This is a genomic window from Pseudomonas kermanshahensis (assembly GCF_014269205.2).
GTDB lineage: Bacteria > Pseudomonadota > Gammaproteobacteria > Pseudomonadales > Pseudomonadaceae > Aquipseudomonas > Aquipseudomonas kermanshahensis.
This window is the reverse complement of record NZ_JABWRY020000001.1, coordinates 754114-780373: the sequence shown is the minus strand read 5'-3', so window position 1 is coordinate 780373 and position 26260 is coordinate 754114. Positions and strand designations below refer to the sequence as shown.

Annotated in this window: 25 protein-coding genes; 10 read left to right on the top strand and 15 right to left on the bottom strand. The window is 63.1% G+C overall.

Annotated elements, in window-relative coordinates:
- The first annotated feature begins 175 nt into the window (after nt 1-175).
- The 5 genes from ydcS (at nt 176) to HU764_RS03585 (ending at nt 5672) form a co-directional block, all read left to right on the top strand.
- Nucleotides 176-1327, top strand: a complete 1152-nt coding sequence (gene ydcS / locus HU764_RS03605; RefSeq protein WP_186675881.1) for a putative ABC transporter substrate-binding protein YdcS — start codon at nt 176-178, stop codon at nt 1325-1327.
- A gap of 132 nt (nt 1328-1459) precedes the next feature.
- Entirely contained in the window at nt 1460-2500 is a 1041-nt protein-coding gene (locus HU764_RS03600) for an ABC transporter ATP-binding protein (protein WP_027595739.1), read from the top strand.
- A gap of 1 nt (nt 2501) precedes the next feature.
- Complete coding sequence (locus HU764_RS03595) at nt 2502-3434, top strand: ABC transporter permease (protein WP_099428464.1); 933 nt, start codon at nt 2502-2504, stop codon at nt 3432-3434.
- Complete coding sequence (locus HU764_RS03590; RefSeq protein ID WP_027595737.1) at nt 3424-4230, top strand: ABC transporter permease; 807 nt, start codon at nt 3424-3426, stop codon at nt 4228-4230. Before HU764_RS03595 ends, HU764_RS03590 begins: the two co-directional genes overlap by 11 nt.
- A 17-nt stretch (nt 4231-4247) precedes the next feature.
- Complete coding sequence (locus HU764_RS03585; RefSeq protein ID WP_085272723.1) at nt 4248-5672, top strand: gamma-aminobutyraldehyde dehydrogenase; 1425 nt, start codon at nt 4248-4250, stop codon at nt 5670-5672.
- Between the two features lie 300 nt (nt 5673-5972).
- Here the strand turns inward: HU764_RS03585 and HU764_RS03580 are convergent, their stop codons facing one another.
- The 3 genes from HU764_RS03580 to HU764_RS03570 form a co-directional block, all read right to left on the bottom strand.
- Entirely contained in the window at nt 5973-7079 is a 1107-nt protein-coding gene (locus tag HU764_RS03580) for an NADH:flavin oxidoreductase/NADH oxidase (RefSeq protein ID WP_186702945.1), read from the bottom strand.
- 490 nt (nt 7080-7569) lie between these two features.
- Nucleotides 7570-9279, bottom strand: coding sequence for a single-stranded-DNA-specific exonuclease RecJ (gene recJ, locus HU764_RS03575; protein WP_186702944.1), 1710 nt, complete (start codon nt 9277-9279; stop codon nt 7570-7572).
- A gap of 30 nt (nt 9280-9309) precedes the next feature.
- Nucleotides 9310-9852, bottom strand: coding sequence for a YaeQ family protein (locus HU764_RS03570; RefSeq protein WP_186675856.1), 543 nt, complete (start codon nt 9850-9852; stop codon nt 9310-9312).
- Between the two features lie 132 nt (nt 9853-9984).
- Here HU764_RS03570 and HU764_RS03565 point away from each other — a divergent pair, with 132 nt between their 5' ends.
- Entirely contained in the window at nt 9985-11184 is a 1200-nt protein-coding gene (locus HU764_RS03565) for a CaiB/BaiF CoA transferase family protein (protein ID WP_085272722.1), read from the top strand.
- Between the two features lie 15 nt (nt 11185-11199).
- Nucleotides 11200-12075 carry a TIGR02285 family protein gene (locus HU764_RS03560; protein ID WP_186675853.1) on the top strand — a complete coding sequence of 292 codons (876 nt, stop codon included), beginning with the start codon at nt 11200-11202 and terminating at the stop codon, nt 12073-12075.
- A 139-nt stretch (nt 12076-12214) separates the two neighbouring features.
- Here the strand turns inward: HU764_RS03560 and HU764_RS03555 are convergent, their stop codons facing one another.
- The 6 genes from HU764_RS03555 to xerD form a co-directional block, all read right to left on the bottom strand.
- Entirely contained in the window at nt 12215-12496 is a 282-nt protein-coding gene (locus HU764_RS03555; RefSeq protein WP_027595730.1) for a DUF3509 domain-containing protein, read from the bottom strand.
- A 79-nt stretch (nt 12497-12575) separates the two neighbouring features.
- Complete coding sequence (locus HU764_RS03550; RefSeq protein WP_186702943.1) at nt 12576-12992, bottom strand: response regulator; 417 nt, start codon at nt 12990-12992, stop codon at nt 12576-12578.
- A gap of 130 nt (nt 12993-13122) precedes the next feature.
- Nucleotides 13123-14532 carry a threonine synthase gene (gene thrC / locus HU764_RS03545; protein WP_186702942.1) on the bottom strand — a complete coding sequence of 470 codons (1410 nt, stop codon included), beginning with the start codon at nt 14530-14532 and terminating at the stop codon, nt 13123-13125.
- A 58-nt stretch (nt 14533-14590) separates the two neighbouring features.
- Entirely contained in the window at nt 14591-15895 is a 1305-nt protein-coding gene (locus tag HU764_RS03540) for a homoserine dehydrogenase (RefSeq protein WP_186702941.1), read from the bottom strand.
- Between the two features lie 82 nt (nt 15896-15977).
- Complete coding sequence (locus tag HU764_RS03535) at nt 15978-16739, bottom strand: thioredoxin fold domain-containing protein (RefSeq protein WP_027595726.1); 762 nt, start codon at nt 16737-16739, stop codon at nt 15978-15980.
- A 153-nt stretch (nt 16740-16892) separates the two neighbouring features.
- On the bottom strand, nt 16893-17789 hold the full coding sequence (xerD, locus tag HU764_RS03530) for a site-specific tyrosine recombinase XerD (protein ID WP_085272717.1): 897 nt from the start codon (nt 17787-17789) through the stop codon (nt 16893-16895).
- A gap of 68 nt (nt 17790-17857) precedes the next feature.
- Here xerD and HU764_RS03525 point away from each other — a divergent pair, with 68 nt between their 5' ends.
- Nucleotides 17858-19684, top strand: a complete 1827-nt coding sequence (locus tag HU764_RS03525; RefSeq protein WP_186702940.1) for a cation:proton antiporter — start codon at nt 17858-17860, stop codon at nt 19682-19684.
- A gap of 3 nt (nt 19685-19687) precedes the next feature.
- On the opposite strand, the gene HU764_RS03520 is transcribed toward HU764_RS03525, so the two are convergent.
- From HU764_RS03520 to ffh, 6 genes are all read right to left on the bottom strand, one after another.
- The gene (locus tag HU764_RS03520) at nt 19688-20095 is read right to left on the bottom strand and encodes an acyl-CoA thioesterase (protein WP_186702939.1); all 408 of its coding nucleotides are present in this window, start codon (nt 20093-20095) and stop codon (nt 19688-19690) included.
- Nucleotides 20096-20191: 96 nt separating this feature from the next.
- A complete protein-coding gene (gene rplS, locus HU764_RS03515; RefSeq protein WP_027595722.1) occupies nt 20192-20542 on the bottom strand; it encodes a 50S ribosomal protein L19 in 351 nt (116 codons plus the stop codon).
- 42 nt (nt 20543-20584) lie between these two features.
- Nucleotides 20585-21337, bottom strand: a complete 753-nt coding sequence (gene trmD, locus HU764_RS03510; protein WP_008094486.1) for a tRNA (guanosine(37)-N1)-methyltransferase TrmD — start codon at nt 21335-21337, stop codon at nt 20585-20587.
- Nucleotides 21338-21340: 3 nt separating this feature from the next.
- A complete protein-coding gene (rimM, locus tag HU764_RS03505; protein ID WP_027595721.1) occupies nt 21341-21877 on the bottom strand; it encodes a ribosome maturation factor RimM in 537 nt (178 codons plus the stop codon).
- 5 nt (nt 21878-21882) lie between these two features.
- Complete coding sequence (rpsP, locus tag HU764_RS03500; RefSeq protein WP_011535318.1) at nt 21883-22134, bottom strand: 30S ribosomal protein S16; 252 nt, start codon at nt 22132-22134, stop codon at nt 21883-21885.
- Between the two features lie 259 nt (nt 22135-22393).
- Nucleotides 22394-23770, bottom strand: a complete 1377-nt coding sequence (gene ffh, locus HU764_RS03495) for a signal recognition particle protein (RefSeq protein WP_027595720.1) — start codon at nt 23768-23770, stop codon at nt 22394-22396.
- Between the two features lie 263 nt (nt 23771-24033).
- Here ffh and HU764_RS03490 point away from each other — a divergent pair, with 263 nt between their 5' ends.
- Nucleotides 24034-24843, top strand: coding sequence for a cytochrome C assembly family protein (locus tag HU764_RS03490; RefSeq protein WP_027595719.1), 810 nt, complete (start codon nt 24034-24036; stop codon nt 24841-24843).
- Between the two features lie 9 nt (nt 24844-24852).
- A complete protein-coding gene (locus HU764_RS03485) occupies nt 24853-26058 on the top strand; it encodes a transporter associated domain-containing protein (RefSeq protein ID WP_186702938.1) in 1206 nt (401 codons plus the stop codon).
- Nucleotides 26059-26260: the final 202 nt, after the last annotated feature.

Below are 26260 nucleotides of genomic sequence, written 5' to 3'. Positions count from 1 at the left end.
CTTGCCCACGCGATCGCCACGGGGGGATTTGCTTCCGGATGTTGCATTGGCCAGCAAAAAGCCAACTAGACTCGATATCGCCAATACCTCGCGCAATCGCACTACGCTTATAACAATTGCTCCACTGCTTGCTTGATGACTGCCCCGACCCAGATCTCCAAGAAGAGGGAACACCATGTCAGCGCACAAGACCGCATTGCTCGGCGCCATGACGGGCGCGTTGTTCGCCAGCGCCAGCCTGCAGGCCGCCGAACCGCTCAACGCCCTGGGAGCCGGCGAAGGGCGCCTGGATATCGTCGCCTGGCCCGGCTACATTGAGCGCGGTGAAAGCGACAAGGCCTACGATTGGGTCACTGGCTTTGAAAAGGAAACCGGCTGCAAGGTCAGCGTCAAGACCGCCGCCACCTCGGACGAAATGGTCAGCCTGATGACCAAGGGTGGCTACGACCTGGTCACCGCCTCGGGCGACGCGTCGCTGCGGCTGATCGCCGGCAAGCGGGTACAGCCGATCAACACCGCGCTGATCCCCAACTGGAAAAACATCGACCCGCGCCTGCAAAACGGCGGCTGGTACGTGGTCGACAAGCAAGCCTACGGCACCCCGTACCAATGGGGGCCGAACGTGCTGCTGTACAGCACCACGGTATTCAAGCAGCCGCCGACCAGCTGGGGCGTGGTCTTCGAACCGCAAAACCTGCCCGACGGCAAGCCGAACAAAGGCCGCGTGCAAGCCTACGACGGGCCGATCTACATCGCCGATGCGGCGCTGTACCTGAAGTCGGCCAAGCCGGAACTGGGCATCCAGGACCCCTACGAACTGAACGAGACCCAGTACAAAGCGGTGCTCGAACTGTTGCGCCAGCAACAGCCGCTGATTCACCGCTACTGGCATGACGCCACGGTGCAGATGAGCGATGTGAAGAACGAAGGCGTGGCCGCGTCCAGCTCCTGGGGCTACATGGTCAACGGCCTGAAAGCGGAGAAGCAGCCGGTGGCCTCGACCATTCCGAAAGAAGGCGCCACGGGCTGGGCCGACACCACCATGCTGCACAGCGAGGCCAAGCACCCCAACTGTGCCTACAAATGGATGGACTGGTCGCTGCAACCGAAGGTGCAAGGTGATGTGGCTGCCTGGTTCGGCTCGTTGCCGGCAGTGCCTGCAGCCTGCACCGGCAGCGAACTGCTGGGCGCCGAAGGGTGCAAAACCAATGGCTTCGACAACTTCGACAAGATCGCCTTCTGGAAGACCCCGCAGGCCCAGGGTGGCAAGTTCGTGCCGTACAGCCGTTGGACGCAGGATTACATTGCGATCATGGGTGGACGCTAAGGTCGAATGAGCCTGTCCCGGCCCTTTCGCGGGGCAAGCCCGCTCCCACAAGGGCAGCGTCGCTATGGCCCCTGCGGGCTTGCCCCGCGAAAGGGCCGGTGCAGGCACTACAAGCACAGCTGAGTACCGCCCATGCCCCTAGCCGTCCAGTTCACCCACGTTTCACGCACCTTCGGCGAGGTCAAGGCCGTCGACCAGGTCAGCATCGACATCGAAGATGGCGAGTTCTTTTCCATGCTCGGCCCTTCCGGCTCGGGCAAGACCACCTGCCTGCGCCTGATCGCAGGCTTCGAACAACCCAACACTGGCTCGATCCGCATCCATGGCGTCGAAGCTGCAGGCGTGCCGCCCTACCAACGCGACGTCAACACCGTGTTCCAGGACTACGCACTGTTCCCGCACATGAACGTGCGCGACAACATCGCCTACGGCCTCAAGGTCAAAGGCGTGGCCAAGGCCGAGCGCCACGCCCGCGCTGAAGAGGCCTTGGCGATGGTGGCGCTGGCCGGTTACGGTGCGCGCAAACCGGCGCAGCTGTCCGGCGGCCAGCGACAGCGCGTCGCCCTCGCCCGCGCCCTGGTCAACCGCCCACGGGTGCTGTTGCTCGACGAACCGCTAGGTGCACTGGACCTGAAGCTGCGTGAGCAGATGCAGGGCGAACTGAAAAAACTCCAGCGCCAGCTGGGGATCACCTTCATCTTCGTCACCCACGACCAGACCGAAGCGCTGTCGATGTCCGACCGGGTCGCGGTGTTCAACCGCGGCCGCATCGAACAGGTCGACACCCCGCGCAACCTGTACATGAAGCCGGCCACTACCTTCGTCGCCGAGTTCGTCGGCACCTCGAACGTGGTGCGCGGCGCGTTGGCCGAGCAGCTCAATGGCAGCCCCGCGCCGTTTTCCATCCGCCCCGAGCATATCCGCCTGGGCGAACAAGCCGCTGCCAGCCATGAAGTGCAAGTCAGCGGCCTGTTGCACGACGTGCAGTATCAAGGCAGCGCGACCCGCTTCGAGCTGCAGTTGGACAGCGGCCAGCTGCTGACAGTAAGCCAGGCCAACGACCGCTGGCAGGCACAGCCGCCCACCTGGCAGGCCGGCCAGCGGGTGCTGGCGCGCTGGCCCCGTGAAGCGATGACGGCGCTGCAGGAAACCGTGCTCGACGAGGGCCGCTGAGATGAACGCCCCGCGCGCCAACCCAAGCCCGCTGCGCAGGTTCTCTAACCTGTTATACCGGCGCCCCAACCTCTACCTGATGCTGCTGTTGATCCCGCCACTGACCTGGTTCGGGGCGATCTACCTGGGCTCGTTGCTGAACCTGCTGTGGCAGGGGTTCTATACCTTCGACGACTTCACCATGGCGGTGACCCCGGACCTGACCCTGGGCAATTTCGCGGCGCTGTTCAACCCGTCGAACTTCGACATCATCCTGCGCACCTTGGGCATGGCAGTGGCAGTCTCGCTGGCCAGCGCGGTGCTGGCCTTCCCGATCGCCTACTACATGGCGCGCTACACCAGCGGCAAGACCAAGGCATTTTTCTACATCGCGGTGATGATGCCGATGTGGGCCAGCTACATCGTCAAGACTTACGCCTGGACCTTGCTGCTGGCCAAAGGCGGCGTGGCCCAATGGTTCGTCCAGGTGCTGCACCTGGACGGCCTGCTGCAGGCGGTGCTGACAGTGCCTGGCGTTGGCGGCAGTACCCTGTCGACCTCGCACCTGGGGCGCTTCATGGTGTTCGTGTACATCTGGCTGCCGTTCATGATCCTGCCGATTCAGGCCTCGCTGGAGCGCTTGCCGCCGTCCTTGCTGCAAGCGTCGGCGGACCTGGGGGCCAGGCCCAGGCAAACCTTCTGGCAGGTGATTTTGCCGCTGTCGATCCCGGGCATTGCCGCAGGGTCAATCTTCACCTTCTCCCTGACCCTGGGCGACTTCATCGTGCCGCAGCTGATCGGCCCGCCCGGTTACTTCATCGGCAGCATGGTCTATGCCCAACAAGGGGCGATCGGCAACATGCCAATGGCCGCCGCGTTTACCTTGGTGCCTATCGTGCTGATCGCGGTCTACTTGTCCATCGTCAAGCGCCTGGGGGCATTCGATGCACTCTGAAAACGCATCAACCGGCTTGCGCCTGGCGGCCTGGGGCGGGTTGCTGTTCCTGCACTTCCCGATCCTGATCATCGTCCTCTATGCCTTCAACACCGAAGACGCGGCGTTCAGCTTCCCGCCCCAGGGCTTTACCCTGAAGTGGTTCAGCGTGGCCTTCGCTCGCCCGGATGTGCTCGAAGCCATCAAGCTGTCGCTGCAGGTTGCCTGCCTGGCCACACTGATTGCCCTGGTGCTCGGCACCCTGGCCTCGGCGGCGCTGTACCGGCGCAGCTTTTTTGGCAAGGAGGGCATCTCGCTGATGCTGATTTTGCCGATTGCCCTGCCCGGCATCATCACCGGTATCGCCCTGCTCTCCGCGTTCAAGAGCCTGGGCATCGAACCTGGCCTGTTCACCATCGTGGTCGGCCACGCGACCTTCTGCGTGGTGATCGTCTACAACAACGTCATCGCCCGCCTGCGGCGGACCTCGCAAAGCCTGATCGAAGCCTCGATGGACCTGGGCGCGGATGGCTGGCAGACCTTCCGCTACATCATCCTGCCCAACCTCGGCTCGGCGCTGCTGGCAGGTGGCATGCTGGCCTTCGCTTTGTCGTTCGACGAAATCATCGTGACCACCTTTACCGCAGGGCACGAACGCACGCTGCCGATCTGGTTGCTCAACCAGCTCAGCCGCCCGCGCGACGTGCCCGTGACCAATGTGGTCGCCATGCTGGTGATGCTGGTGACCATGCTGCCGATCCTCGGCGCCTATTACCTGACCCGCGGCGGCGAAAGCGTCGCGGGCAGTGGCAAATGACCCTGGAGGAGTCTTCCATGCAAACGCAGATGCTGATCAACGGCCACCTGGTCGCCGGCGAGGGGCCGGCCTGGACGGTGCTCAACCCCGCCTCGGGCAGCGCCCTGGCGCAAATCAACGAAGCCAGCGAAGCGCAGGTCGACAGCGCCGTGCGTGCCGCCGACCAGGCCTTCGAGGGCTGGTCACAAGCCAGCCCCAAGGACCGCTCCCTGGCATTGCTGGCGCTGGCCGATACCATCGAGCAGCATGGCGAGGAACTGGCCCGGCTCGAATCGCAAAACTGCGGCAAGCCCTTCAGTGCTGCGCTGAATGACGAAATCCCGGCGATTGCCGACGTGTTCCGCTTTTTCGCCGGGGCGGCGCGCTGCCTGGGCGGCTCGGCGGCCGGCGAGTACTTGCCAGGGCACACCTCGATGATCCGCCGCGACCCACTGGGCGTGGTCGCCTCGATCGCACCGTGGAACTACCCGCTGATGATGTTGGCCTGGAAGGTCGCGCCGGCCCTGGCAGCCGGCAACACCGTAGTGATCAAACCGTCCGAACTGACGCCGCTCACCGCACTGCGCCTGGGCGAACTGGCGCAGGGCCTGCTGCCGCCTGGCGTGCTCAACATCCTCTTCGGCCGTGGCCAAACCGTCGGCACGCCGCTGGTCACCCACCCGAACGTGCGCATGGTGTCGCTGACCGGTTCGATCCCCACCGGCGCGCACATCATCAGCGCCACCGCCGACAGTGTGAAGCGCATGCACATGGAGCTGGGCGGCAAGGCGCCGGTGCTGGTGTTCGACGATGCCGACATTGACGCCGCCATCGAGGGTATCCGCACGTTCGGCTTCTACAACGCCGGCCAGGACTGCACCGCGGCTTGCCGCCTGTATGTGCAGGACGGCATCTACGAGCCATTCGTGCAACGCCTGGGCGAAGCGGTGGCCAGCCTCAAGCCCGGCCTGCAGGACGCCGAGGACACGGAACTGGGGCCGCTGATCAGTGCCCAGCACCGCGACAAGGTCGCAGGCCTTGTGGAGCGGGCTATCGCCCAACCGCACATTCGCCTGGTGACCGGTGGCAAGGCGATCGAGGGCGACGGCTTCTTCTTCGAGCCAACCGTACTGGCCGATGCTCTGCAGGATGACGAGATCGTGCGCAATGAGGTATTTGGCCCAGTGGTCTCGGTGACCCGCTTCACCGACGAGGCGCAGGCGCTGGCGTGGGCCAACGACTCCAACTACGGCCTGGCATCATCGGTGTGGACCCGCGACACCGGCCGCGCCCATCGCCTGGCGGCGCGCTTGCAGTACGGCTGCACCTGGGTGAATACCCACTTCATGCTGGTCAGCGAAATGCCCCATGGCGGGCAGAAGCATTCGGGGTATGGGAAGGATATGTCGGTGTATGGGCTGGAGGACTACACCTGTGTGCGGCATGTGATGATCAAGCATTGAGTTGGGGCTTGTCAGTGGATTTGTAGCGCCTCGAGATCGAGCGCCGCCCGCGCGGCGCTTCGCAGCACAAGGCTGCTCCTACATCTGTTTCGGGCCAGTCACGCCTGTGCCTGCGCGCGCGACCACCTTGTTTGTACGTCTCGATATCAAGGCGGGCGCCAAGGAGCCGCGCGCCCATGGCAGGAATAATTGGCCCGAAATAAATGTAGGAGCAGCCTTGTGCTGCGAAGCGCCGCGCGGGCGGCGCTCGATGTCAGCACCCCCTTACACCCAAAGCCAGACACCCGCAAACCACTCAGTCTAATCCCGCAAATCCGACTCATGAATCGGGTTAGCCCGGCTGGTAGCCCGTTGATACTGCGCCGGCCAGGTGGCCTTGTTGCCGCCCAGGTCATCGTCGGCATGCAGCGGCCAGTAAGGGTCGCGCAGCAGTTCGCGGGCCAGGAAGATGACGTCCGCCTGGCCGGTACGCAGGATGTGCTCGGCCTGGGCCGGCTCGGTGATCATGCCCACAGTGCCGGTGGCGATTTCCGACTCTTTGCGCACGCGCTCGGCGAAGCGGGTCTGGTAGCCTGGGCCGGTCGGGATCTCGGCGTTGACCGACGTGCCGCCGGATGAAACATCGATAAGGTCGACGCCTAGCGAGCGCAGGCGCCGTGCCAACTCGACGGTTTCGTCAGGGTTCCAGCCGTCTTCGACCCAATCGGTCGCCGAGACCCGCACGAACACTGGCAAATCGTCCGGCCAGACATCACGCACCGCCTGGGTGACGTCGAGGGTCAGGCGGATGCGGTTTTCAAAGCAGCTGCCGTACTTGTCACGCCGCTGGTTACTCAGTGGCGAGAGAAACTGATGCAGCAAATAGCCATGGGCGGCATGCACCTCGACCACTTTGAACCCCGCCGTCAGCGCGCGTCGAGCGGCATCGGCGAAAGCCTGGACGATACCGGCGATCTCCCCTTCCGACAGCTCGTGAGGCACTGCATGTTCAGGGTCGAAAGCGATCTTCGACGGCCCGACCGGCTGCCAGCCACCATCCTCGGCCTTCAGGCTGCCATGCTTGCCTAACCAGGGCCGGTGCGTGCTGGCCTTACGCCCAGCGTGGGCAAGTTGCACCCCAGGCACGGCGCCTTGGGCGGTAATAAAACGGGTGATGCGCTGCAGCGGGGCAATCTGTTCGTCATGCCACAGGCCGAGGTCTTCGGCGGTGATACGGCCGTCAGGGGTGACGGCGGTCGCTTCGGTAATGACCAGGCCCGCACCACCGACGGCGCGGCTACCCAAATGGACAAGATGCCAGTCGTTGGCCAAGCCATCGACAGCGGAATACTGGCACATCGGCGAAACCGCGATGCGGTTGGGCAACGTCAGCTTACGCAGGGTGTAAGGCTCGAGCAGCAGGCTCATGAGGGCACCTCCCAAGGACTCCAATGGTGATCCGGCCCGGACACTCAATTGCACGTCCCTGGCCCAGGTCCGGTCATAACTTCAGACTAGACCAGAATGGGTGGGGGGGGGTCCATGGGATTTGGGGTGGAATGCTGGGTGTTTGGTTTGATGAGGCAAGGCCTCCAGGTGTATGCCGGCAGGTTTGCAGCGCCTATGAGATCGAGCGCCGCCCGCGCGGCGCTTCGCAGCACAAGGCTGCTCCCACATCTGTTTCGGGCCAATTATTCCTGTGCTATAGGCGCGCGCACCCTAGGTGGATGGCTGGAGATTGATTAAAAACAGCGATGCCCCTTCGATATCGACGGGGCAGACAAGGCGAACAGAGGTGATCTCACAGAAGTGACTGGCCCGAAACAAATGTAGGAGCAGCCTTGTGCTGCGAAGCGCCGCGCGGGCGGCGCTCGATATCCGCCGCACCACAACACCCAAGCCAATCACCTTGAAACCGTCAGCGCGGCTCCATGTGGGCAATCATCAACTGCACGCTCTCATTACCGCGAAACTCGTTCACATCCAGCTTGTACGCCAGCTCCACCCAACGCACGGTAGGGTTCGGCCACACCTCGCGGTCGACGCCGAAGGCAATGCCATCAAGCTTCACCGAGCCACATTCGCTCTTGAGCACCACTTTCAGGTGCCGCTCGCCGACCACTCGCTGCTCGACCAGCTGAAACACACCATGGAACAACGGCTCTGGGAAGTGCTGCCCCCATGGCCCGGCGTGGCGCAGGGCCTTGGCCAGGTCGAGGTGAAACTCTTCCACGGCCAGGCTGCCATCCGACAGAAGCCGGCCGGTAAGGTCTTCTTCGCGCAGCTGGCGCCGCACTTCCTGGTCAAACGCCTCGGCGAATGCCGGGAAGTTGCCTTCAGGCAACGACAACCCGGCGGCCATGGCGTGCCCGCCGAATTTGCTGATCAACTGCGGATGGCGCGCCGCCACCGCATCCAGCGCATCGCGGATGTGAAAACCCGGCACCGAACGTGCCGAGCCCTTGAGCATGCCGTCGCCGGCATCGGCAAAGGCAATGGTCGGCCGGTGATAACGTTCCTTCAAGCGTGAGGCAAGGATCCCGATCACGCCTTGGTGCCAGTCGGCATCGAACAGGCACAAGCCGTACGGCATCGATTCGACGGGCAGGTCCTTGAGCTGGGCCAGCGCCTCGCGCTGCATGCCCTGCTCGATTGACTTGCGGTCCTGGTTGAGGTCGTCCAGCTGCTGGGCCATTTCCTGGGCCAGGGCGGCGTCTTCGCACAGCAGGCATTCGATGCCCAGGCTCATGTCGTCCAAGCGCCCAGCCGCGTTCAAGCGCGGGCCAAGAATGAAGCCCAGGTCGGTGGAGGTGATGCGCCGGTGATCACGGCGGGCCACCTCAAGAATCGCCTTGAGCCCTGGCCGAGCGCGGCCGGCGCGAATGCGTTCGAGGCCCTGGTGCACCAGGATGCGGTTGTTGGCGTCCAGCGGCACCACGTCGGCGACGCTGCCCAGCGCCACCAGGTCGAGCAGCTCGCCGATGTTCGGCTGTGCTTGCGTGTCGTAGCGCCCCAAGCTGCGCAGGCGTGCGCGCAAGGCCATGAGCACATAGAAGATCACCCCGACCCCGGCCAGCGACTTGCTAGGGAAGTCACAGCCCGGCTGGTTCGGGTTGATGATCGCATCGGCGTCGGGCAATTGTTCGCCCGGCAAGTGGTGGTCGGTGACCAGCACCTTGAGCCCCGCCGCCTTGGCTGCCGCCACGCCATCGACACTGGAGATGCCGTTGTCGACGGTGATCAGCAACTGCGGCTGACGCTGCAGTGCGACGTCGACGATCTCCGGCGTCAGGCCATAGCCGAATTCGAAGCGGTTGGGCACCAGGTAATCGACGTGCGCCGCGCCCAGCAAACGCAGGCCCAGCACGCCAACGGTGCTGGCAGTGGCACCGTCGGCGTCGAAGTCGCCGACGATAAGAATGCGCTGGCGCTGGTCGAGGGCTTCGACCAGCAGGTCTACCCCCGCCTCGATGCCTTTGAGTTGCTGGTACGGCAACAGCCGCGCCAGGCTTTTGTCCAGTTCGGCCTCGGTCTGCACGCCGCGGGCGGCATACAGACGGGTCAACAAGGGTGGCAGGTTACCCAGCAAGGGCAAGGTCGACGGCAGGGGGCGAGGTTCGATACGCATGGGGTCTTCGGCAATCAGGAAAGGGTCAGGTCAGCCACGCTCACCGAGCAGCCACTCCAGCTGCACTTCGTGCTGGCCACGGTCATCGGTGACGAACACCGTGCCTTCGCTGATCATCACGTCCCACTTGATGCTGCGCGGCATGTCGGTGGCCAGGGTTTCCAGCACCTCCTGCGGCACTGCAGCGATGTTCAGGTTCTTCAGGCCCTTGACCGCAGGCACCACCTTGCTCTCCCACACCCGCAGGCTACCGTAGGCCAGCAGGCTGGTGCGCTCGGTGCGACGGGAGCACCAGGTCAGGCGGTCGGCATCCGGTTGGCCGACTTCGATCCAGTGCAGGACGCGATCGTCCAGGCTCTTTTCCCACAACGCCGGTTCGTCGACATCCGACAGACCACGACCAAACGACAATTGCTCGTTGTACCAGAGTGCGTAGGCCAACAGACGAACGGCCATACGCTCTTCGGTTTCCGAAGGGTGACGGGCAATGGTCTGCTTGACGCTTTGGTAGACGTTGCGATCGAGGTCAGTCAGATTCAGTTCGAATTTGTAGGTAGTGGACGGCTGGGCCATGGTCGACGGGCTTCTTGCGCAAAGAAAAGTCACACAGTCTAACCGATCCTGCCCCTCGTTGCGCCGCGGCAGTATCTGCCGCTTCGGAGCTATGATAAAACCACGGCTCTGCCCAGTTGCCACGGATGCCCCATGTCTACGCCCAGCAAACCCCTCGCCGGCCTGAAAGTCATCGAACTCGGGACCCTGATCGCTGGCCCGTTCGCGTCGCGCATCTGTGCCGAGTTCGGTGCCGAGGTGATCAAGGTCGAGTCCCCCGACGGCGGCGACCCGCTGCGCAAATGGCGCAAGATGTACGAAGGCACGTCGCTGTGGTGGTTCGTGCAGGCACGCAACAAACAGTCACTGACCCTCAACCTCAAGCACCCGGACGGCCGCGAGATCCTCAAGCGCCTGCTGGCCGAGGCCGATATCCTGATCGAGAACTTCCGCCCCGGGGTGCTGGAAAAGCTCGGCCTGGGCTGGGATGTGCTGCACGCGCTCAACCCGCGCTTGGTCATGGTACGCCTGTCGGGTTTCGGCCAGACCGGGCCGATGAAAGACCAGCCAGGTTTTGGCGCAGTGGGCGAGTCCATGGGCGGCCTGCGCTACATCACCGGCTTTGACGACCGCCCGCCCGTGCGCACCGGTATCTCCATCGGTGATTCGATTGCCGCGCTGTGGGGGGTGATCGGGGCCTTGATGGCGTTGCGGCACCGCGAGGTCAACGGCGGCCAGGGCCAAGTGGTGGACGTGGCACTGTACGAGGCGATCTTTGCCATGATGGAAAGCATGGTCCCGGAATTCGACGTCTTCGGTTTCATCCGCGAACGCACCGGCAATATCATGCCCGGCATCACGCCCTCCTCCATCCACACCAGTGCCGATGGCAAGCATGTGCAGATCGGCGCCAATGGCGATGCGATCTTCAAGCGTTTCATGCAGGCCATAGGCCGCGCCGACTTGGCCGAAGACCCTTCATTGGCCACCAACGATGGCCGCGACCTGCGCCGTGACGAGCTCTATGGGGTGATCGACCGCTGGGCCAACAGCCAGCCGCTTGAGCAGCTCATGCAGGTGCTCACCACCGCCGAAGTACCTGCAAGCCGCATCTATTCTGCCGAGGACATGTTCAACGACCCGCAATACCTGGCGCGGGAAATGTTCCTGCAGGCGCGCCTGCCAGACGGCAAACCCTTCAAGATGCCAGGCATCGTACCCAAGCTTTCGGAAACACCCGGCTCCACCGAGTGGGTCGGCCCTGCGCTGGGCGAACACACTGACGCACTCCTCACCGCCCTGGGCTACGACGCGGCCGCCATCGCCGGCCTGCGCGAAGCAGGCGCGGTCTGACGCCTGCCGCCGCCGATGCGAGCTGCCCACGGGTTACGCACCCTGCTTTTACTGTGCGCGCTGCTGCCTGCACTGGCCGTGCCGCACGCGGCGGCCAAGGAGCGCTTGTTGTGGCTGGTTCGTGACCTGCCGCCCTTCACCATTTTTGAAGGGACAGAGAAAGGCCAAGGGGTCATTGACCGCCTACTGCCACTGCTGATCGAGCAGATGCCCGAATACGATCACAGTATCGTCCGGGTAAACCGTGCCCGCGGTATCCAGATGCTTCAGGACCCGAACACTTTTACCTGCGACCCGACCTTGCTATGGACGCCGGAGCGTGCCGAGTACGTGCACTTTTCCATACCGTCGCTGGGGGTGTTGAGCGGGGGGCTGGTGGTGCGCAAGGCAGGTGAGGCACTGCTGGCGCCGTTTCTCACCGACAACGAGGTCGACCTGCCCGGGCTGATGAGCCACACCCCGTTGAAGCTCGGCATCGTCGCCGAGCGCAGCTATGGCACGCAGATCGACGAGATCCTGCGCCAATTGCCAGGCTCAGCACTCAGCCGCCACTACGGCAACGATGCCACCGCCAACCAGTTGCAGATGCAACAACTGGGGCGCCTGCACATGGTGATGGGGTATTGGCCAGAAGTGCGTTACCTGATCCAGCAACAAGGCGGGTCACTGGGTGACTACCAGTTTCATCCGGTTCGGGGCGTGAACCGCTATCAGTTTCTGCATGTGGGCTGCTCAGACTCGGCACTGGGTCGCGAGGCCGTTGCGCATATCGACCAGCTATTGCCCACGCTACGCCAAGAGACCTTGCCAGGGCTCTATGCCCGGTGGCTGGACCCTGAGTTGCAGGCAACGTACCTGGAACAGAGCAAGCAGTTTTTCAAACAACCCTAGTACTGCAGACAAAAGAAACCCCGGAACGCTGGGGAGGACGCCCGGGGCTAATTGAAAGTCCCTTGGGACTTCCCGTGACAGCCTGCCAGCACCGGAGCAATGCGCTGGCTAGCTGCCCTTACTGTGTCTGATAAGCAATTCAGGCAAAGGTTCCCGGCATTTGCTGTCGCTGTTGCAAGGCAGCAATCACACAGGGCTGCAAGCGGCCTTCGGCAATCTGCAGGTCACGGTGCAAACCATCTACCAGGTCAATGAGCAGGCGCTGTTCCTGCAACTGGCGCAGGCTCACCGTGCGTTGCAGGGTGATGCCTTCAAGGCTGTCAAAGACGGTCAATTGGCGGTTGCCACTGGCATCGGCAACGCCCAGGTGCGTCTGGTAGGGGGTCAGGGCTTCGTTCAGCAGTCTGCAGATTCTTTCCATCCGGATCACTCGCTGCGTGGTGGGCTATGGAGAAACTGACCAACAAGCGCAGCACAAAGTTCGAAACGCTGCGGCTGTTTCAGTGAGCATGCGGGGCGCAGGTGACAGTTTGAATACGCCCGCCCAGGCGCTGAAGTGCGCGTTGCAGATGGGCCATGGAAAGTGGCCACGGCAGCTCGGCGATGACCCACAGCCCCCGTCGCTTCGCCTCCAAGGCCAGGTTCTGCTGTTCGGGTGTGGCTTGGCCGACGAACAACAAGGCGCGCAAGGCGTGGCTACCTGCAAGTTTTTTCAACAGCGCAAGCCCTGCCCTTTTGGGCATGGCGTGATCGAGGATCAGCAAGTCAGGGCAACGCTTAGCGCTCAGGCACGCGTGCAGGTCAGCGGCTTCTTCAGTGATGCGCACATTGAAGATGCCTTGGGCATTGAATGCCTGATGCAGGAGGATTTGATGGGAAGGGCGTGCCTGGTGAATCAGCACATAAGGCCTGGACATGAGCCACTCCTGGAAGAAGGACTGGCAAATCTAGGCAACATCCCAAGAGGGTTAAATAGGAAATATCCGAAATATCAGATGGAAAACCAGACAATCAAGGGCCGCTAAGCAGCCCTTGATATCACCGCAATTAAAGCGGCTTACCGCGGTTACCATGCTGGCTGACAAAGCCCTGAACGGCCTTCAGGTCATTGGCCAGCACCGTGCAACGCTCTTCGCGGCTGAACAGATCGGCCAGGTGTGCAGGCAATTCCAGCGCCTTGCCAACACCTGCCTTCTCCACGGCTTCCGGGAACTTGACCGGATGCGCGGTACCCAGCACCACCATCGGCGTATCCAGGCTACGACGGCACTCGCGGGCGGCCTTGACGCCGATCGCGGTATGCGGGTCGAGCACTTCGCCGGTGCTGGCGAACACTTCGGCGATGGTCTCGCAGGTCTGCTCGTCACTGACGGCCAGCGAGTCGAACAGTTTGCGCGCTTCGGTCCAGCGGTCTTCGTCAACGCTGAAACCGCCACCCTGCTTGAAGTTGTCCATCAACGCGGCAATGGCTGCACCGTTCCGGCCGTGCAGGTCGAACAGCAGGCGCTCGAAGTTGGACGACACCATGATGTCCATCGACGGCGACAGGGTCGCGTGCAGGGTTTCCTTGACGTACTGGTTGCCGCTCATGAAGCGGTGCAGGATGTCGTTACGGTTGGTGGCGACCACCAGCTGGCTGATCGGCAGGCCCATGTTGCGTGCCAGGTAACCGGCGAAGATGTCGCCGAAGTTGCCGGTGGGCACCGAGAACGCCACCGAGCGGGCTGGGCCGCCCAACTGCAGGGCTGCGTGGAAGTAGTAGACGATCTGGGCCATGATCCGCGCCCAGTTGATCGAGTTGACGGCCACCAGGCGGGTGCCCTTGAGGAACGACTGGTCGGCGAAGCTGGCCTTGACCATCTCCTGGCAGTCGTCGAAGTTGCCTTCGATGGCGATGTTGTGGATGTTGTCGCCGAAGATGGTGGTCATCTGCCGACGCTGTACTTCCGACACGCGCTGGTGCGGGTGCAGGATGAAGATGTCGACGTTGTCGCAGCGGCGGCAACCTTCGATGGCAGCGGAGCCGGTGTCACCGCTGGTGGCACCGACGATCACCACACGCTCGCCGCGCTTGACCAGCACGTGGTCGAGCAGGCGGCCGAGCAGCTGCAGGGCAAAGTCCTTGAAGGCCAGGGTCGGGCCGTGGAACAGCTCCATCACCCACTCGTTGCTGTTCAACTGGCGCAGCGGCGCCACGGCGGCGTGGGTGAACGCGCCGTAGGTTTCCTCGAGGATCTTTTTGAAGTCGGCGTCGGCGATGCTACCGGCGACGAACGGGCGCATCACGCGGAAGGCCAGTTCGTGATACGGCAGGCCAGCCCAGGAAGCGATCTCTTCCTGGGTGAAGCGCGGCAGGTTTTCAGGGACGTACAGGCCGCCGTCGCTGGCCAGGCCAGCCAGCAGGACATCTTCGAAATTCAGGGCCGGTGCCTGGCCACGGGTGCTGATATAGCGCATGGTGCAAACCTTCGATACTGAGGCCGGGGCCGCGTGCGCGGCCCGACGGCATGATTCGTTAATTGAGCTGTTCGACGCGGATGCGCACGACCTTGCCGACCACATCCTGCAGGGCTTCCAGGGCGACAATGGCGTCGTTGATGCCCTGCTCGACCACGCGATGGGTTAGCAGAATCATCGGCACCAGGCCGTCCTGTTCCTCGGCTTCCTTCTGCATGATCGACTCGATGTTGATGCCACGCTCCGAGAGGATGCTGGCCACCTGGGCCAGCACGCCGGGGTGATCCTTGGCCTGGATGCGCAGGTAGTAGGCGCTTTCACAGGCTTCGATCGGCAGAATCGGGTGCGCCGACAGCGAGTCTGGCTGGAAGGCCAGGTGCGGCACGCGGTTTTCCGGGTCTGAGGTCATTGCGCGTACCACGTCGACCAGGTCGGCGACGACCGACGAAGCGGTCGGCTCCATACCGGCACCTGCGCCGTAGTACAGGGTCGAACCGGCGGCGTCGCCGTTGACCATGACCGCGTTCATCACGCCGTTGACGTTGGCGATCAGGCGATCGCTCGGGATCAATGTCGGGTGCACGCGCAGCTCGATGCCTTCAGCCGTGCGACGCGCGACGCCCAGGTGCTTGATGCGGTAGCCCAGGGCCTCGGCGTAGTTCACGTCAGCGGTGGTCAGCTGGGTGATGCCTTCGGTGTAGGCCTTGTCGAACTGCAGCGGGATGCCAAAGGCGATGGACGCCAGGATGGTCAGCTTGTGGGCCGCATCGATGCCCTCGACGTCGAAGGTCGGGTCGGCTTCGGCATAACCCAGGGCCTGGGCTTCGGCCAGCACGTCCGGGAAGGCACGGCCTTTTTCGCGCATTTCGGTGAGGATGAAGTTACCGGTGCCGTTGATGATGCCGGCCAGCCAGTTGATACGGTTGGCCGACAGGCCTTCACGGATCGCCTTGATCACCGGGATGCCACCGGCAACCGCCGCTTCGAAGGCGACGATGACGCCCCTCTCGCGGGCCTTGGCAAAGATTTCGTTGCCATGCACGGCGATCAGCGCCTTGTTCGCGGTGACCACGTGTTTGCCGTTTTCGATGGCCTTGAGCACCAGGTCGCGGGCGATGGTGTAACCACCGATCAGCTCGATGACGATGTCGATTTCCGGGTTGGTCGCAACGTCGAACACATCAGCGGTAATGGGGGTACCGGTAATCTGGCAGTTCGGGTTCTGCGAGCGCATGGCAATCTGTGCCACTTCAATACCGCGCCCGGCACGGCGGGCAATCTCCTCGGCGTTGCGCTGAAGTACATTGAAGGTTCCGCCACCGACGGTCCCCAACCCACAGATGCCTACTTTGACCGGTTTCACTGTGAACTCCCCATTGAACGGCCGGCACCTGCGCCGACCGTGAAACATGCCGTCACCCCATGACGACGGCGTACTGTATTGATTACTTGGCTGCTTGCTGCTGGCCGGCCAGGGCCAACTTGGCCACTTGCGGCGCCGGCTGGTAGCCCGGGATTACCTGGCCGCTTTCGAGGACGATCGCCGGCGTGCCGTTGACGCCGATCGACTGGCCCAGCTGGAACTGCTTGCTGACCGGGTTGGCGCACTTGGCGGCCTTGATTTCCTTACCCTCGACCATCTTGTCCAGCGCCGCACGGCGGTCGCTGGAGCACCAGACTGCCTGCAACTGCTGATCACCTGGCGAACCGAGGCCCTGGCGCGGGAAGGCGACATAGCGCACTTCGATACCGCGGCGGTTGAGCTCCGGCACTTCGGCGTGCAGCTTGTGGCAGTACGGGCAGGTGGTGTCGGTGAACACGGTGATGTGCGACTTGGTCTCGCCCTTGGCAGGATAAACCACCATCTCGGCGGCTGGAATGCCGTTGATGAGCTTGGCAACGCCTTGGCGCTCGGTCTTCTCGGTCAGGTTGACCGGCTTGCCGTCCTGGATCTGGTACAGGTAGCCCTGCATGACGAACTGGCCGTCAGCACTGGCGTACAGCACGCGGCCGCCCTGCAGCTTGACTTCATACAGGCCATTGAGCGGGCTGCTGGCGACGCTTTCAACCGGCACTTCCAGTTCGAGGTTCTGCAACGACTTGCGAATGGCCTGCTCGGCACCGGCATTGCTGTCGGTTGCCGCGGCAACGGCAAAGGTACTGGCCAGCGCCAACGCGGCGGCGGCGAAAATCTGGGTCACGCGCATGGGAACTCCTGAAGGCGGACAGGGGCCGGAGGGCGTCGCCTGCGGAAAAAACGCGGCGACCGTGCGGCCCTTGGTGCAAACCGCCCAAGCCTACCACAACACGCTAGCCGTGAAGGGGTCTGCGAGTACCGGTCGGCGGAACATGAAAATCATTCATCCACGCGGGTGATGCTGGGCGTGCAGTTGCTGCAGACGGGCTTTGGCCACGTGGGTGTAGATCTGCGTGGTCGACAGGTCGCTGTGGCCCAGCAGCATTTGTACCACGCGCAGGTCGGCGCCGTGGTTGAGCAGGTGGGTTGCGAAGGCATGGCGCAGGGTATGCGGCGACAGCGATTTGTCGATCCCGGCGACCTGTGCCTGGTGCTTGATACGGTGCCAGAAGGTCTGGCGGGTCATCTGCTCGCCGCGCAGGCTGGGGAACAGCACATCGCTCGGGCGCCCGTTCAGCAGCTCGGGGCGGCCATTGCGCAGGTAGCGTTCCAGCCATACCACCGCCTCTTCCCCCATCGGCACCAGGCGCTCCTTGCTGCCCTTGCCCATCACCCGCAACACGCCCTGGCGCAGGTTGACCTGATCGAGCGTCAGGCTGACCAGTTCGGTCACGCGCAGGCCACAGGCATAAAGGACTTCGAGCATGGCGCGGTCGCGCTGGCCGATGGCTTCGCCGAGGTCCGGCGCCTGCAGCAACGCCTCGACGTCGGCTTCTGACAAGGATTTGGGCAACGGCCGGCCCAGCTGCGGCATCTCGACCTGCAAGGTGGGGTCGACAGCGATCAGCTTTTCCCGCAGCAAGTAACGAAAGAAGCCACGCAGCCCAGACAGAAAGCGTGCTGTAGAACGTGGCTTGTAGGCTTGGTCGAGGCGCCAGGCCAGGTGATCGAGGATCAGCTCACGCCCCGCGTCAGGCAAGGCCACGCCCTGCTCCTGCAGCCAGCCATTGAACAGCGCCAGGTCGCTGCGGTACGAAACCCGGGTGTTGTCGGACAGGCCTTTTTCCAGCCACAGGGCATCGAGAAACTGGTCAATCAGGGGGTGGTCGAGGGCGGGCATGAAAACTCGGTGGCAAACGACGAAATGACGCTTAGTCTTTCATAACAACGCCGGCATAGGGAGCCCGCATGAACGAACAGCAGATCCTGCTCAGCGTCGCGGGCATCGGCGGCTCCGCCCTGGCCTGCCAGTGGCTGGCGTGGCGCCTGAAATTGCCGGCAATCCTCTTCCTGCTGCTGGCCGGCATCACCGCCGGCCCGCTGTTCGGCTGGCTCGACCCCCAGGCGCTGTTCGGCCCACTGCTGATGCCCTTGGTGTCGCTGGCCGTGGCACTGATCCTGTTCGAGGGCAGCCTGACGTTGCACTTGTCGCAGTGGCGCGACATCGGCAGCGTGGTCCACCGCCTGGTCACAATCGGCGCCCTCTCGACCTGGCTGGTGATCGCTCTGGCGACTCACTGGCTGCTGGGGTTCGACTGGCCGCTGGCGATCCTGTTCGGCACCTTGACCCTGGTCACCGGGCCGACGGTGATCGTGCCCATGCTGCGCGTGGTGCGGCCGAAGGCGGCGATCGCCAACATCCTGCGCTGGGAAGGCATCGTCATCGACCCGATTGGCGCCCTGCTCGCCGTGGTGGTGTACAGCTTCATCATCGCCAGTGCCGATGGCAATGGCCTGAGCCAGAGCCTGGCCACCTTTGCCGGGGTGATCTTCTGTGGCAGCGCACTGGGCGCGGCCGGCGGCTGGTTACTGGGGCAGGTCATGCGTGAGCAGTGGCTGCCAGAGTACCTGCACAACCTGGCTGCACTGGCGGCAGTGCTGGGCATTTTCATTGCTGCCAACCAGATCGTTCACGAATCCGGGCTGCTGGCCGTGACGGTGATGGGCATGTGGCTGGCCAACATGCGCGGGGTGGATGTGCGGCAGATCCTGCACTTCAAGGAAAACCTCAGCGTACTGCTGATCTCGGGCTTGTTCATCCTGCTGGCCGCACGCCTCGACCTGCATGCCCTGATCGGCCTGGGCCCGGCGGTGCTGGCGCTGTTGCTGGTGATCCAACTGCTGGCGCGGCCGCTGAACGTCTTTTTGTCCACCCTCGGCTCGGGGCTGAACTGGCGCGAACGGGCCTTGCTGGCCTGGATCGCACCGCGCGGTATCGTGGCCGCGGCAGTCTCGGCGATCTTCGCCATCCGCCTGCACGAAGCCGGCCATGAGGATGCACTGCTGCTGGTACCGCTGACCTTTGCCGTGATCATCGGCACCGTAGTGCTGCAAAGCGCCACGGCCAGGCCCTTGGCGCGCCTGCTCAAGGTGGCCGAGCCTGCCCCCAGCGGCTTCCTCATCGTCGGCGCCAACGGGCCCGCGCGCACCCTCGGCAAAGCCCTGCAGCAACTGGGCTGCCGGGTATTGCTGACTGACTCAAGCTGGGAAAACATCCGCGCCGCGCGCATGGACGGGCTGCCAACCTACTTTGGCAACCCGGCCTCGCAGCATGCCGATGCACACCTGGACCTGGTCGGCCTCGGCCATCTGCTGGGGCTGTCCCCTGCAGGTGAGATCAACGCCTTGGCCTGCGCACGTTTTCGCCACGATTTCGGCCACGGCCGCCTGTTCGTGCTGGCCAGCGGCCTGGAAAAACAGCGCAGCGACAAGCACCGCGCCAGTGAGGAACACCGCGGCCATTTGCTCGGCTCAAGCCCGATGACCTACCAGCAATTGGCCAATCGCCTGCACCACGGCGCCGAGCTGTACAGCACCACCCTGACCGAGGGCTTCGACTGGGACAACTACCAGGCACTGCATGGCGAGCGTGCGCACCTGTTGTTCGCCCGTGACAGCCACGGCTGGGTGCATGTGTCGAGCCCTGACAACCCGCTCACCCCGCAACCTGGCTGGACCCTGGTGGCGCTGGTAGAACCGGCGCCAGTCGCGGGCACGGCCCCCACACCAGGGTGAACCTCAGGCTGCTGGCAGCACCGGCACCGGGCGCTTGTCTTCGTCGATGGCGACAAAGCTGAACACACCATGGATTGCCCGTTCACGGCCATCCAGGTACATGTTCTCGACGAACACATCCACCTGCACCTGCAGGCTGGTGTTGCCCACTTTGATCACCGTGCCGACCAGCTCGACGATCGAGCCCGCCGGGATCGGGCGCTTGAAGTCGATACGGTCGGTCGACACCGTTACCAGCGGCAAACGGCAAAAGCGCGTGGCCGCGATGAACGACACTTCATCCATCCAGGCCAGCGCAGTGCCGCCGAACAGGGTGTTGTGGTGGTTGGTGGTGTTGGGGAACACCGCCTTGGTCACGCGGGTCACCGACAATTCGGTGCGGCGCTGGATTTCCTGGTCTCGGGTTGTCATGTCGGGTCACATCGCTTGGGGTTCAAAACGCAAAAAAGCAGCCCGAAGGCTGCTTTTTTTCTCGCAAGGCGGCCAGGGCCACCGGTCAAACTGCACTCAGGACAGTTTTTCCTTGATGCGAGCGGCTTTGCCGGACAGGTCGCGCAGGTAGTACAGCTTGGCTTTACGCACGTCACCACGACGTTTCACGGCCAGGCTGTCGATCTGCGGGCTGTAGGTCTGGAAGGTACGCTCTACGCCAACGCCGCTGGAGATTTTGCGCACGGTGAAGGCGCTGTTCAGACCGCGGTTACGCTTGGCGATAACGACGCCTTCGAACGCCTGCAGACGGGAACGCTCACCTTCCTTCACTTTAACCTGGACGATAATGGTGTCGCCCGGTGCGAAGGTTGGGATTTCCTTGCTCATCTGCTCGGCTTCGAGCTGCTGGATGATCTTGTTGGTCATGCTGTGCTCCTAAGATGGATACGTGATCCACCATCGATACGTTTAACTATCGTCCCGCTCGCGGAGGTATTCCTCGAGCAGCTTCTTCTCTTCTCCAGAAAGCGAGCGACTTTCCAGAAGATCGGCGCGTCGTTCGAAGGTCCTACCAAGGGACTGCTTCATCCTCCAACGCCGGATATGTGCATGGTTGCCACTTAGCAACACGTCGGGAACACGCTGATCCGCATACACCTCAGGTCGGGTGTAGTGCGGGCAATCGAGCAGACCGTCGGTGAAAGAGTCTTCCTCCGCCGAGTCCACATGCCCTAAAGCTCCGGGCAGCAGCCGCGTAACCGCATCGATCAGTACCATGGCCGGCAGCTCGCCACCGGAAAGCACATAGTCGCCAATCGACCACTCCTCATCGACATGAGCCTCAATAAAGCGCTCGTCGATGCCTTCATAACGACCGGCGATCAGGATCAACGATTCCTGTTCGGCCAGGCCTTTGACCGCTTGCTGAGTCAGCTTGCGGCCTTGCGGCGAAAGGTAGATCACCTTTGCCGATGCTCCGGTCGCTTGCCTGGCGCTAACCAGGGCGTCTTCCAGAGGCTTGATTTTCATCACCATGCCCGGACCACCGCCAAACGGCCGATCATCCACGGTATGGTGGCGATCTGTGGTGTAGTCCCGCGGGTTCCAGCACGTTACCTGAAGCAACCCCTGTTTTACCGCGCGGCTGGTAATGCCGTACTCCGTGATGGCCGAGAACATCTCGGGGAACAACGTGATGACGTCTACGCGAAGGTTACCCATCGTTTAGAAGTCCGCGTCCCATTCAACCCGCATCACGCCTGCTTCGAGGTCGATTGCCAGCACGCATTGCTCCGTATAGGGCAACAAACGCTCGCGATCATCCAGGCTGCCTGCGCACGGCTTGACCACCATTACATCGTTCGCACCGGTCTCCAACAGGTGATCGACCTTGCCGAACAGATGTTCGTCCTGGTTGATGACCTTCAAGCCCTGCAACTGGTACCAGTAGTACTCGTCGACGGGCAGGTTGGGCAAAAGGCTCCGCGGTATGCAGATCTCGTAACCACTCAGAAGACGGGCTTCATCGCGATCATCGAGGCCTTTCAGTTTCACGACCAGGCCCTTTTGGGAGCCACGACCGCTGACCAGCTCTACCTGTTTTACCTTGCCTTCGTGCTTGAGCGTCCAGCGTGGATAATCCAACAGGTTTTCAATCGGATCGGTAAAGGAATACACCTTCACCTCGCCGCGAACGCCGTGAACCGAAAAAATCTTGCCAACGACGATGAGGTCGTCAGCCTTTTCTGGCGTCGCGTTCATATATCTTAGGCAGCGGCCTTGGCAGCTTCCTTCAGCAGCTGAGCAACACGCTCAGACGGCTGCGCGCCCTGGCTCAGCCAGTAGGTGACGCGTTCCTGGTTGACCGACAGCTTGACTTCGGCGCCCGATGCGATCGGGTTGAAGAAGCCAACGCGCTCAACGAAACGGCCGTCACGGGCGTTACGCGAGTTGGTCACGGTCAGGTGGTAGAAAGGGCGCTTTTTCGAGCCGCCACGGGCCAGACGAATGGTTACCATGTGAACATCGTTCCTATAGTCGGTGCTGCAGTTGGTACTGCAGTCGGTGCTGCAAATCTGAAAGCCAAATAGGCACATGCGTGCCCAAAAGGCCGCATATTCTCGGGGAATACACGGACATTTGCAAATGACTTTTTCGGCAAGGCCTCGCCATGCCGTCCAGATTCGCCGGTTAAGCCACGCTTATCGCGGCCATTACCCCGCCACGGCGGGGGTTCTGAGCGCTCGTCCGGTAAAAGACAAGCGCCCGGAATAGGGGTTACAGCTTCGGCATGCCGCCGCCTGGCATCATGCCGCCAAGGCCGCGCATCATCTTGGCCATGCCGCCCTTGGCGGAGAACTTCTTCATCATCTTCTGCATCTGCTTGTGCTGCTTGATCAGCCGGCCGACGTCCTGCACCTGGGTGCCGGAGCCGATGGCGATGCGGCGCTTGCGCGAACCGCTGAGCAGGTCAGGATCGCGGCGCTCGGCCGGGGTCATGGAGTTGATGATCGCCTCCATCTGCTTGAACTGCTTCTCGGCCGCGCCCTGGGCATTGCCCATCTGTGACAGGTTGACCCCGCCGATGCTCGGCAGCTTGTCCATCAGGCCACCCAGGCCGCCCATGTTTTTCATCTGTTGCAGCTGGTCGCGGAAGTCTTCGAGGTCGAAGCCCTTGCCCTTCTTCAGCTTCTTGGCCAGCTTGTCGGCCTTGGCCTTGTCGATGGTCTGCTCGGCCTGCTCGATCAGGCTGAGCACGTCGCCCATGCCGAGGATGCGCGAGGCGACGCGGTCCGGGTGGAACGGCTCAAGGGCCTCGGTCTTCTCACCCATACCGATGAACTTGATCGGCTTGCCGGTGATGGCACGTACCGACAACGCGGCACCGCCACGGGCGTCACCGTCGACCTTGGTCAGCACCACGCCGGTCAGCGGCAGGGCTTCACCAAAGGCCTTGGCGGTGTTGGCGGCGTCCTGGCCGGTCATGGCGTCGACCACGAACAGGGTCTCGACCGGCTTGACCGCAGCATGCAGCGCCTTGATCTCGTCCATCATGTCGGCGTCGATGTGCAGACGGCCGGCGGTGTCGACGATGACCACGTCGATGAATTTGAGCTTGGCTTCGCGAATCGCCGCTTCAGCGATGGCGACCGGCTTCTGGCTGATGTCGGACGGGAAGAAGGTTACGCCGATGTCGTTGGCCAGGGTTTCCAGCTGCTTGATCGCGGCCGGGCGGTAGACGTCGGCCGAGACCACCATCACGCTCTTCTTCTTGCGCTCCTTGAGGAAGCGCGCGAGCTTGCCGGCGGTGGTGGTCTTACCTGCACCCTGCAAGCCAGCCATCAGCACCACGGCAGGTGGCGCGGCGTTCAGCGCGAGGTCTTCGTTGGCCGCGCCCATCAGGCTTTCGAGCTCGGCCTGGACGATCTTCACGAAGGCCTGGCCTGGGGTCAGGCTGCGCGACACCTCGGTACCGACCGCACGTTCCTTGACGCTGTTGACGAAATCCTTGACCACCGGCAAGGCAACGTCGGCCTCGAGCAACGCCATGCGCACTTCGCGCAGCGTGTCCTTGATATTGTCTTCAGTCAGCTTGGCCTTGCCGGTGACATGGCGCAGCGTCTGTGACAGGCGGTCGGTCAGGTTTTCGAACATGGTGATCCTTTCAGGCCCAGTAAAAGCCGAGGTTTGTCAGGCGCCCAGGGGGGAAATGCACACACCCGGGGCACAGCAAGGCGGCGATTATAGCGAAGTGCGGCGGCGGCGCACACCTTGCCTTCCCAGCGGCAAGCTACGGGCGCCAGGCGGCAAGAAAATGCAGCCACCTCGCGGATCCGCCTTTGCTTGTACCTTGCGGCTTCCAGCTTGCAGCTCTCTATGCCAAACTCCGTCTCTTTAAGGCTCGCCAACCAGGACTTATGTTCTCCTCACCCAGCCTCATCCCCAACCTGATCGCCGCCGGCCTTTATATAGCTGCGACCCTCTACCAGGGCACGCACCTGGCCCAGGGCCGCAAAGCTGACAAACGGCTGCTGGGCCTGCTCGGCGCCCTGGCTGTCATCGCCCAGGGCGGCGCCCTGTTCTTCCAGCTGATCACCCCGCTGGGCCTGAGCCTGGACTTTTTCAGCGCCGCCAGCCTGATCGCCGTTGCGGTCATTACCCTGACCTTGCTGGCGTGCCTGCGCATCCCGGTAGAAAACCTGCTGGTGCTGCTGTTCCCGCTGGGCGCGGTCACTGCGCTGCTGGCCCAGTTCGCGCCCCCCGGTACCGTGCCGCTGATCAACGAAGAGCCCGGCATCCTTGCACACATCCTGCTGTCGATCCTCGCCTACGGCCTGTTCACCATCGCGGTGTTCCAGTCGTTGCTGCTGTTGCTGCAGGACCACCAGCTGAAAAACAAGCACCCGTCAGGCCTGATCCGCAACTTCCCGCCACTGCAAACCATGGAAAGCCTGCTGTTCGGCTTTCTCTGGGCCGGCTGGTGCCTGCTGTCGCTGTCGCTGATTTCTGGCTGGCTGTTCCTCGACAACCTGTTCGCCCAGCACCTGGTGCACAAGACCTTGCTGGCCTGCGTCGCCTGGGTGGTGTTCAGCGTGCTGCTGTGGGGCCGCACCCGCCTGGGCTGGCGTGGCCACAAGGCGATCCGCTGGACGCTAGCCGGTTTCTGCCTGCTGATGCTGGCCTATTTCGGCAGCAAGCTGGTTCGCGAATTCATCCTGCATATCTGACGGCCGCCCATGGACACCCTGCCGTACGCACCGCTCCTCGGCACTCTGGCACTGGCGCTGCTCTGGTCGGCGCTTTTCAGCGCCGTGGATGCCGCCCGCCTGCAGCTCAATGGTTCGCTGCGCAATGGTGACGACGGTCAAGCCCCCCTGCCCGCTCAGGCGCTGGTGCTGTGCGCCAGCCTCGGCAAGTTGCTGGTGCTGGGCCTGGCGTGCCTGATTGGCCAGCGCTACAGCGGCGAACACGGCTTCTGGCTGGCCGGCCTGGGCGCGACGCTGGCCTTGCTGGTGTTTGCCGAATTCCTGCCCCGGCGCCTGGCGCGGCGTAACCCGCAGGCGTTTGCAAGCCTGGGTGCAAGCCTGCTGAAAGTACCCCTGGCGCTTCTGCAACCCTTGGCCTGCCTGCTCGATGGCTGCGCCAAGCTGCTGCTGCGCCCATTCCGTGTGCAGCCTACGGCGGTCGCCTTGCACCCGGAGCAAGACGACGACTTCGACGAAGACGAGGAGCACGAGCCTGCACGCCATGGCCTGCTCGACGGTTTGCAATCGCTGGACAAAGTCACCGTCAACGACATCCTGGTGCCGCGCAACGACGTCGATGGCATCAACCTGGACGACCCGATCGAACGCATCATCGAGCAGCTGATCGTCAGCCGTCACACCCGCTTGCCGGTCTATCACAACGACATCAACCAGGTTGAGGCGATCCTCAACACCAAGCTGATCAGCCACCTGCTGCCCAAGGCGGAGCTGACCCTGGAGAAGCTCCACGGCGCCTGTTACGAGCCCTATTTCGTACCCGAAAGCACGCCCCTGCAGCTGCAGTTGCTGAACTTCCATAAACAGCAACGCCGCCTGGGTGTGGTGGTGGACGAATACGGCGAGGTGCTGGGCATCGTCACCTTGGAAGACATCCTCGAAGAGATCGTCGGCGAGTTCGAAGACGAACAGGGGCTGGACAACCCGCACGTACACCCCCAGCCCGATGGCACCTTCGTCATCGAAGGCACCGCCTCGCTGCGCGAGATCAACCGCACCTTGGGCTGGCACCTGCCCTGCGATGGCGGGCCAAAGACCCTCAACGGCCTGGTCACCGAAGCACTGGAAAGCATCCCGGAAAGCGCCGTTTGCCTGAAGATCGGCCGATATCGCCTGGAAATCCTCGAAACAGAGGACAATTGCGCCAGCAAGGTACTGGTGTGGACCGTGACCCGATAGCTATACTCGGGTCACGCTTACCCAGCCCCGCCGTCCCGCCTGCTACCCGCACCCGGCGCCACACGGCCAGTCCGCTCCACTGACACGCCCCGCGGTCCTGCTTCAACACCCCGAACAGTGCCCGCTCCCGCCCCTATCCCCCTTGGGCTATCGTCAGTCGGGCGAGCAAAAGAACAATACGCTCCGGCGTCCGTATAGGCGT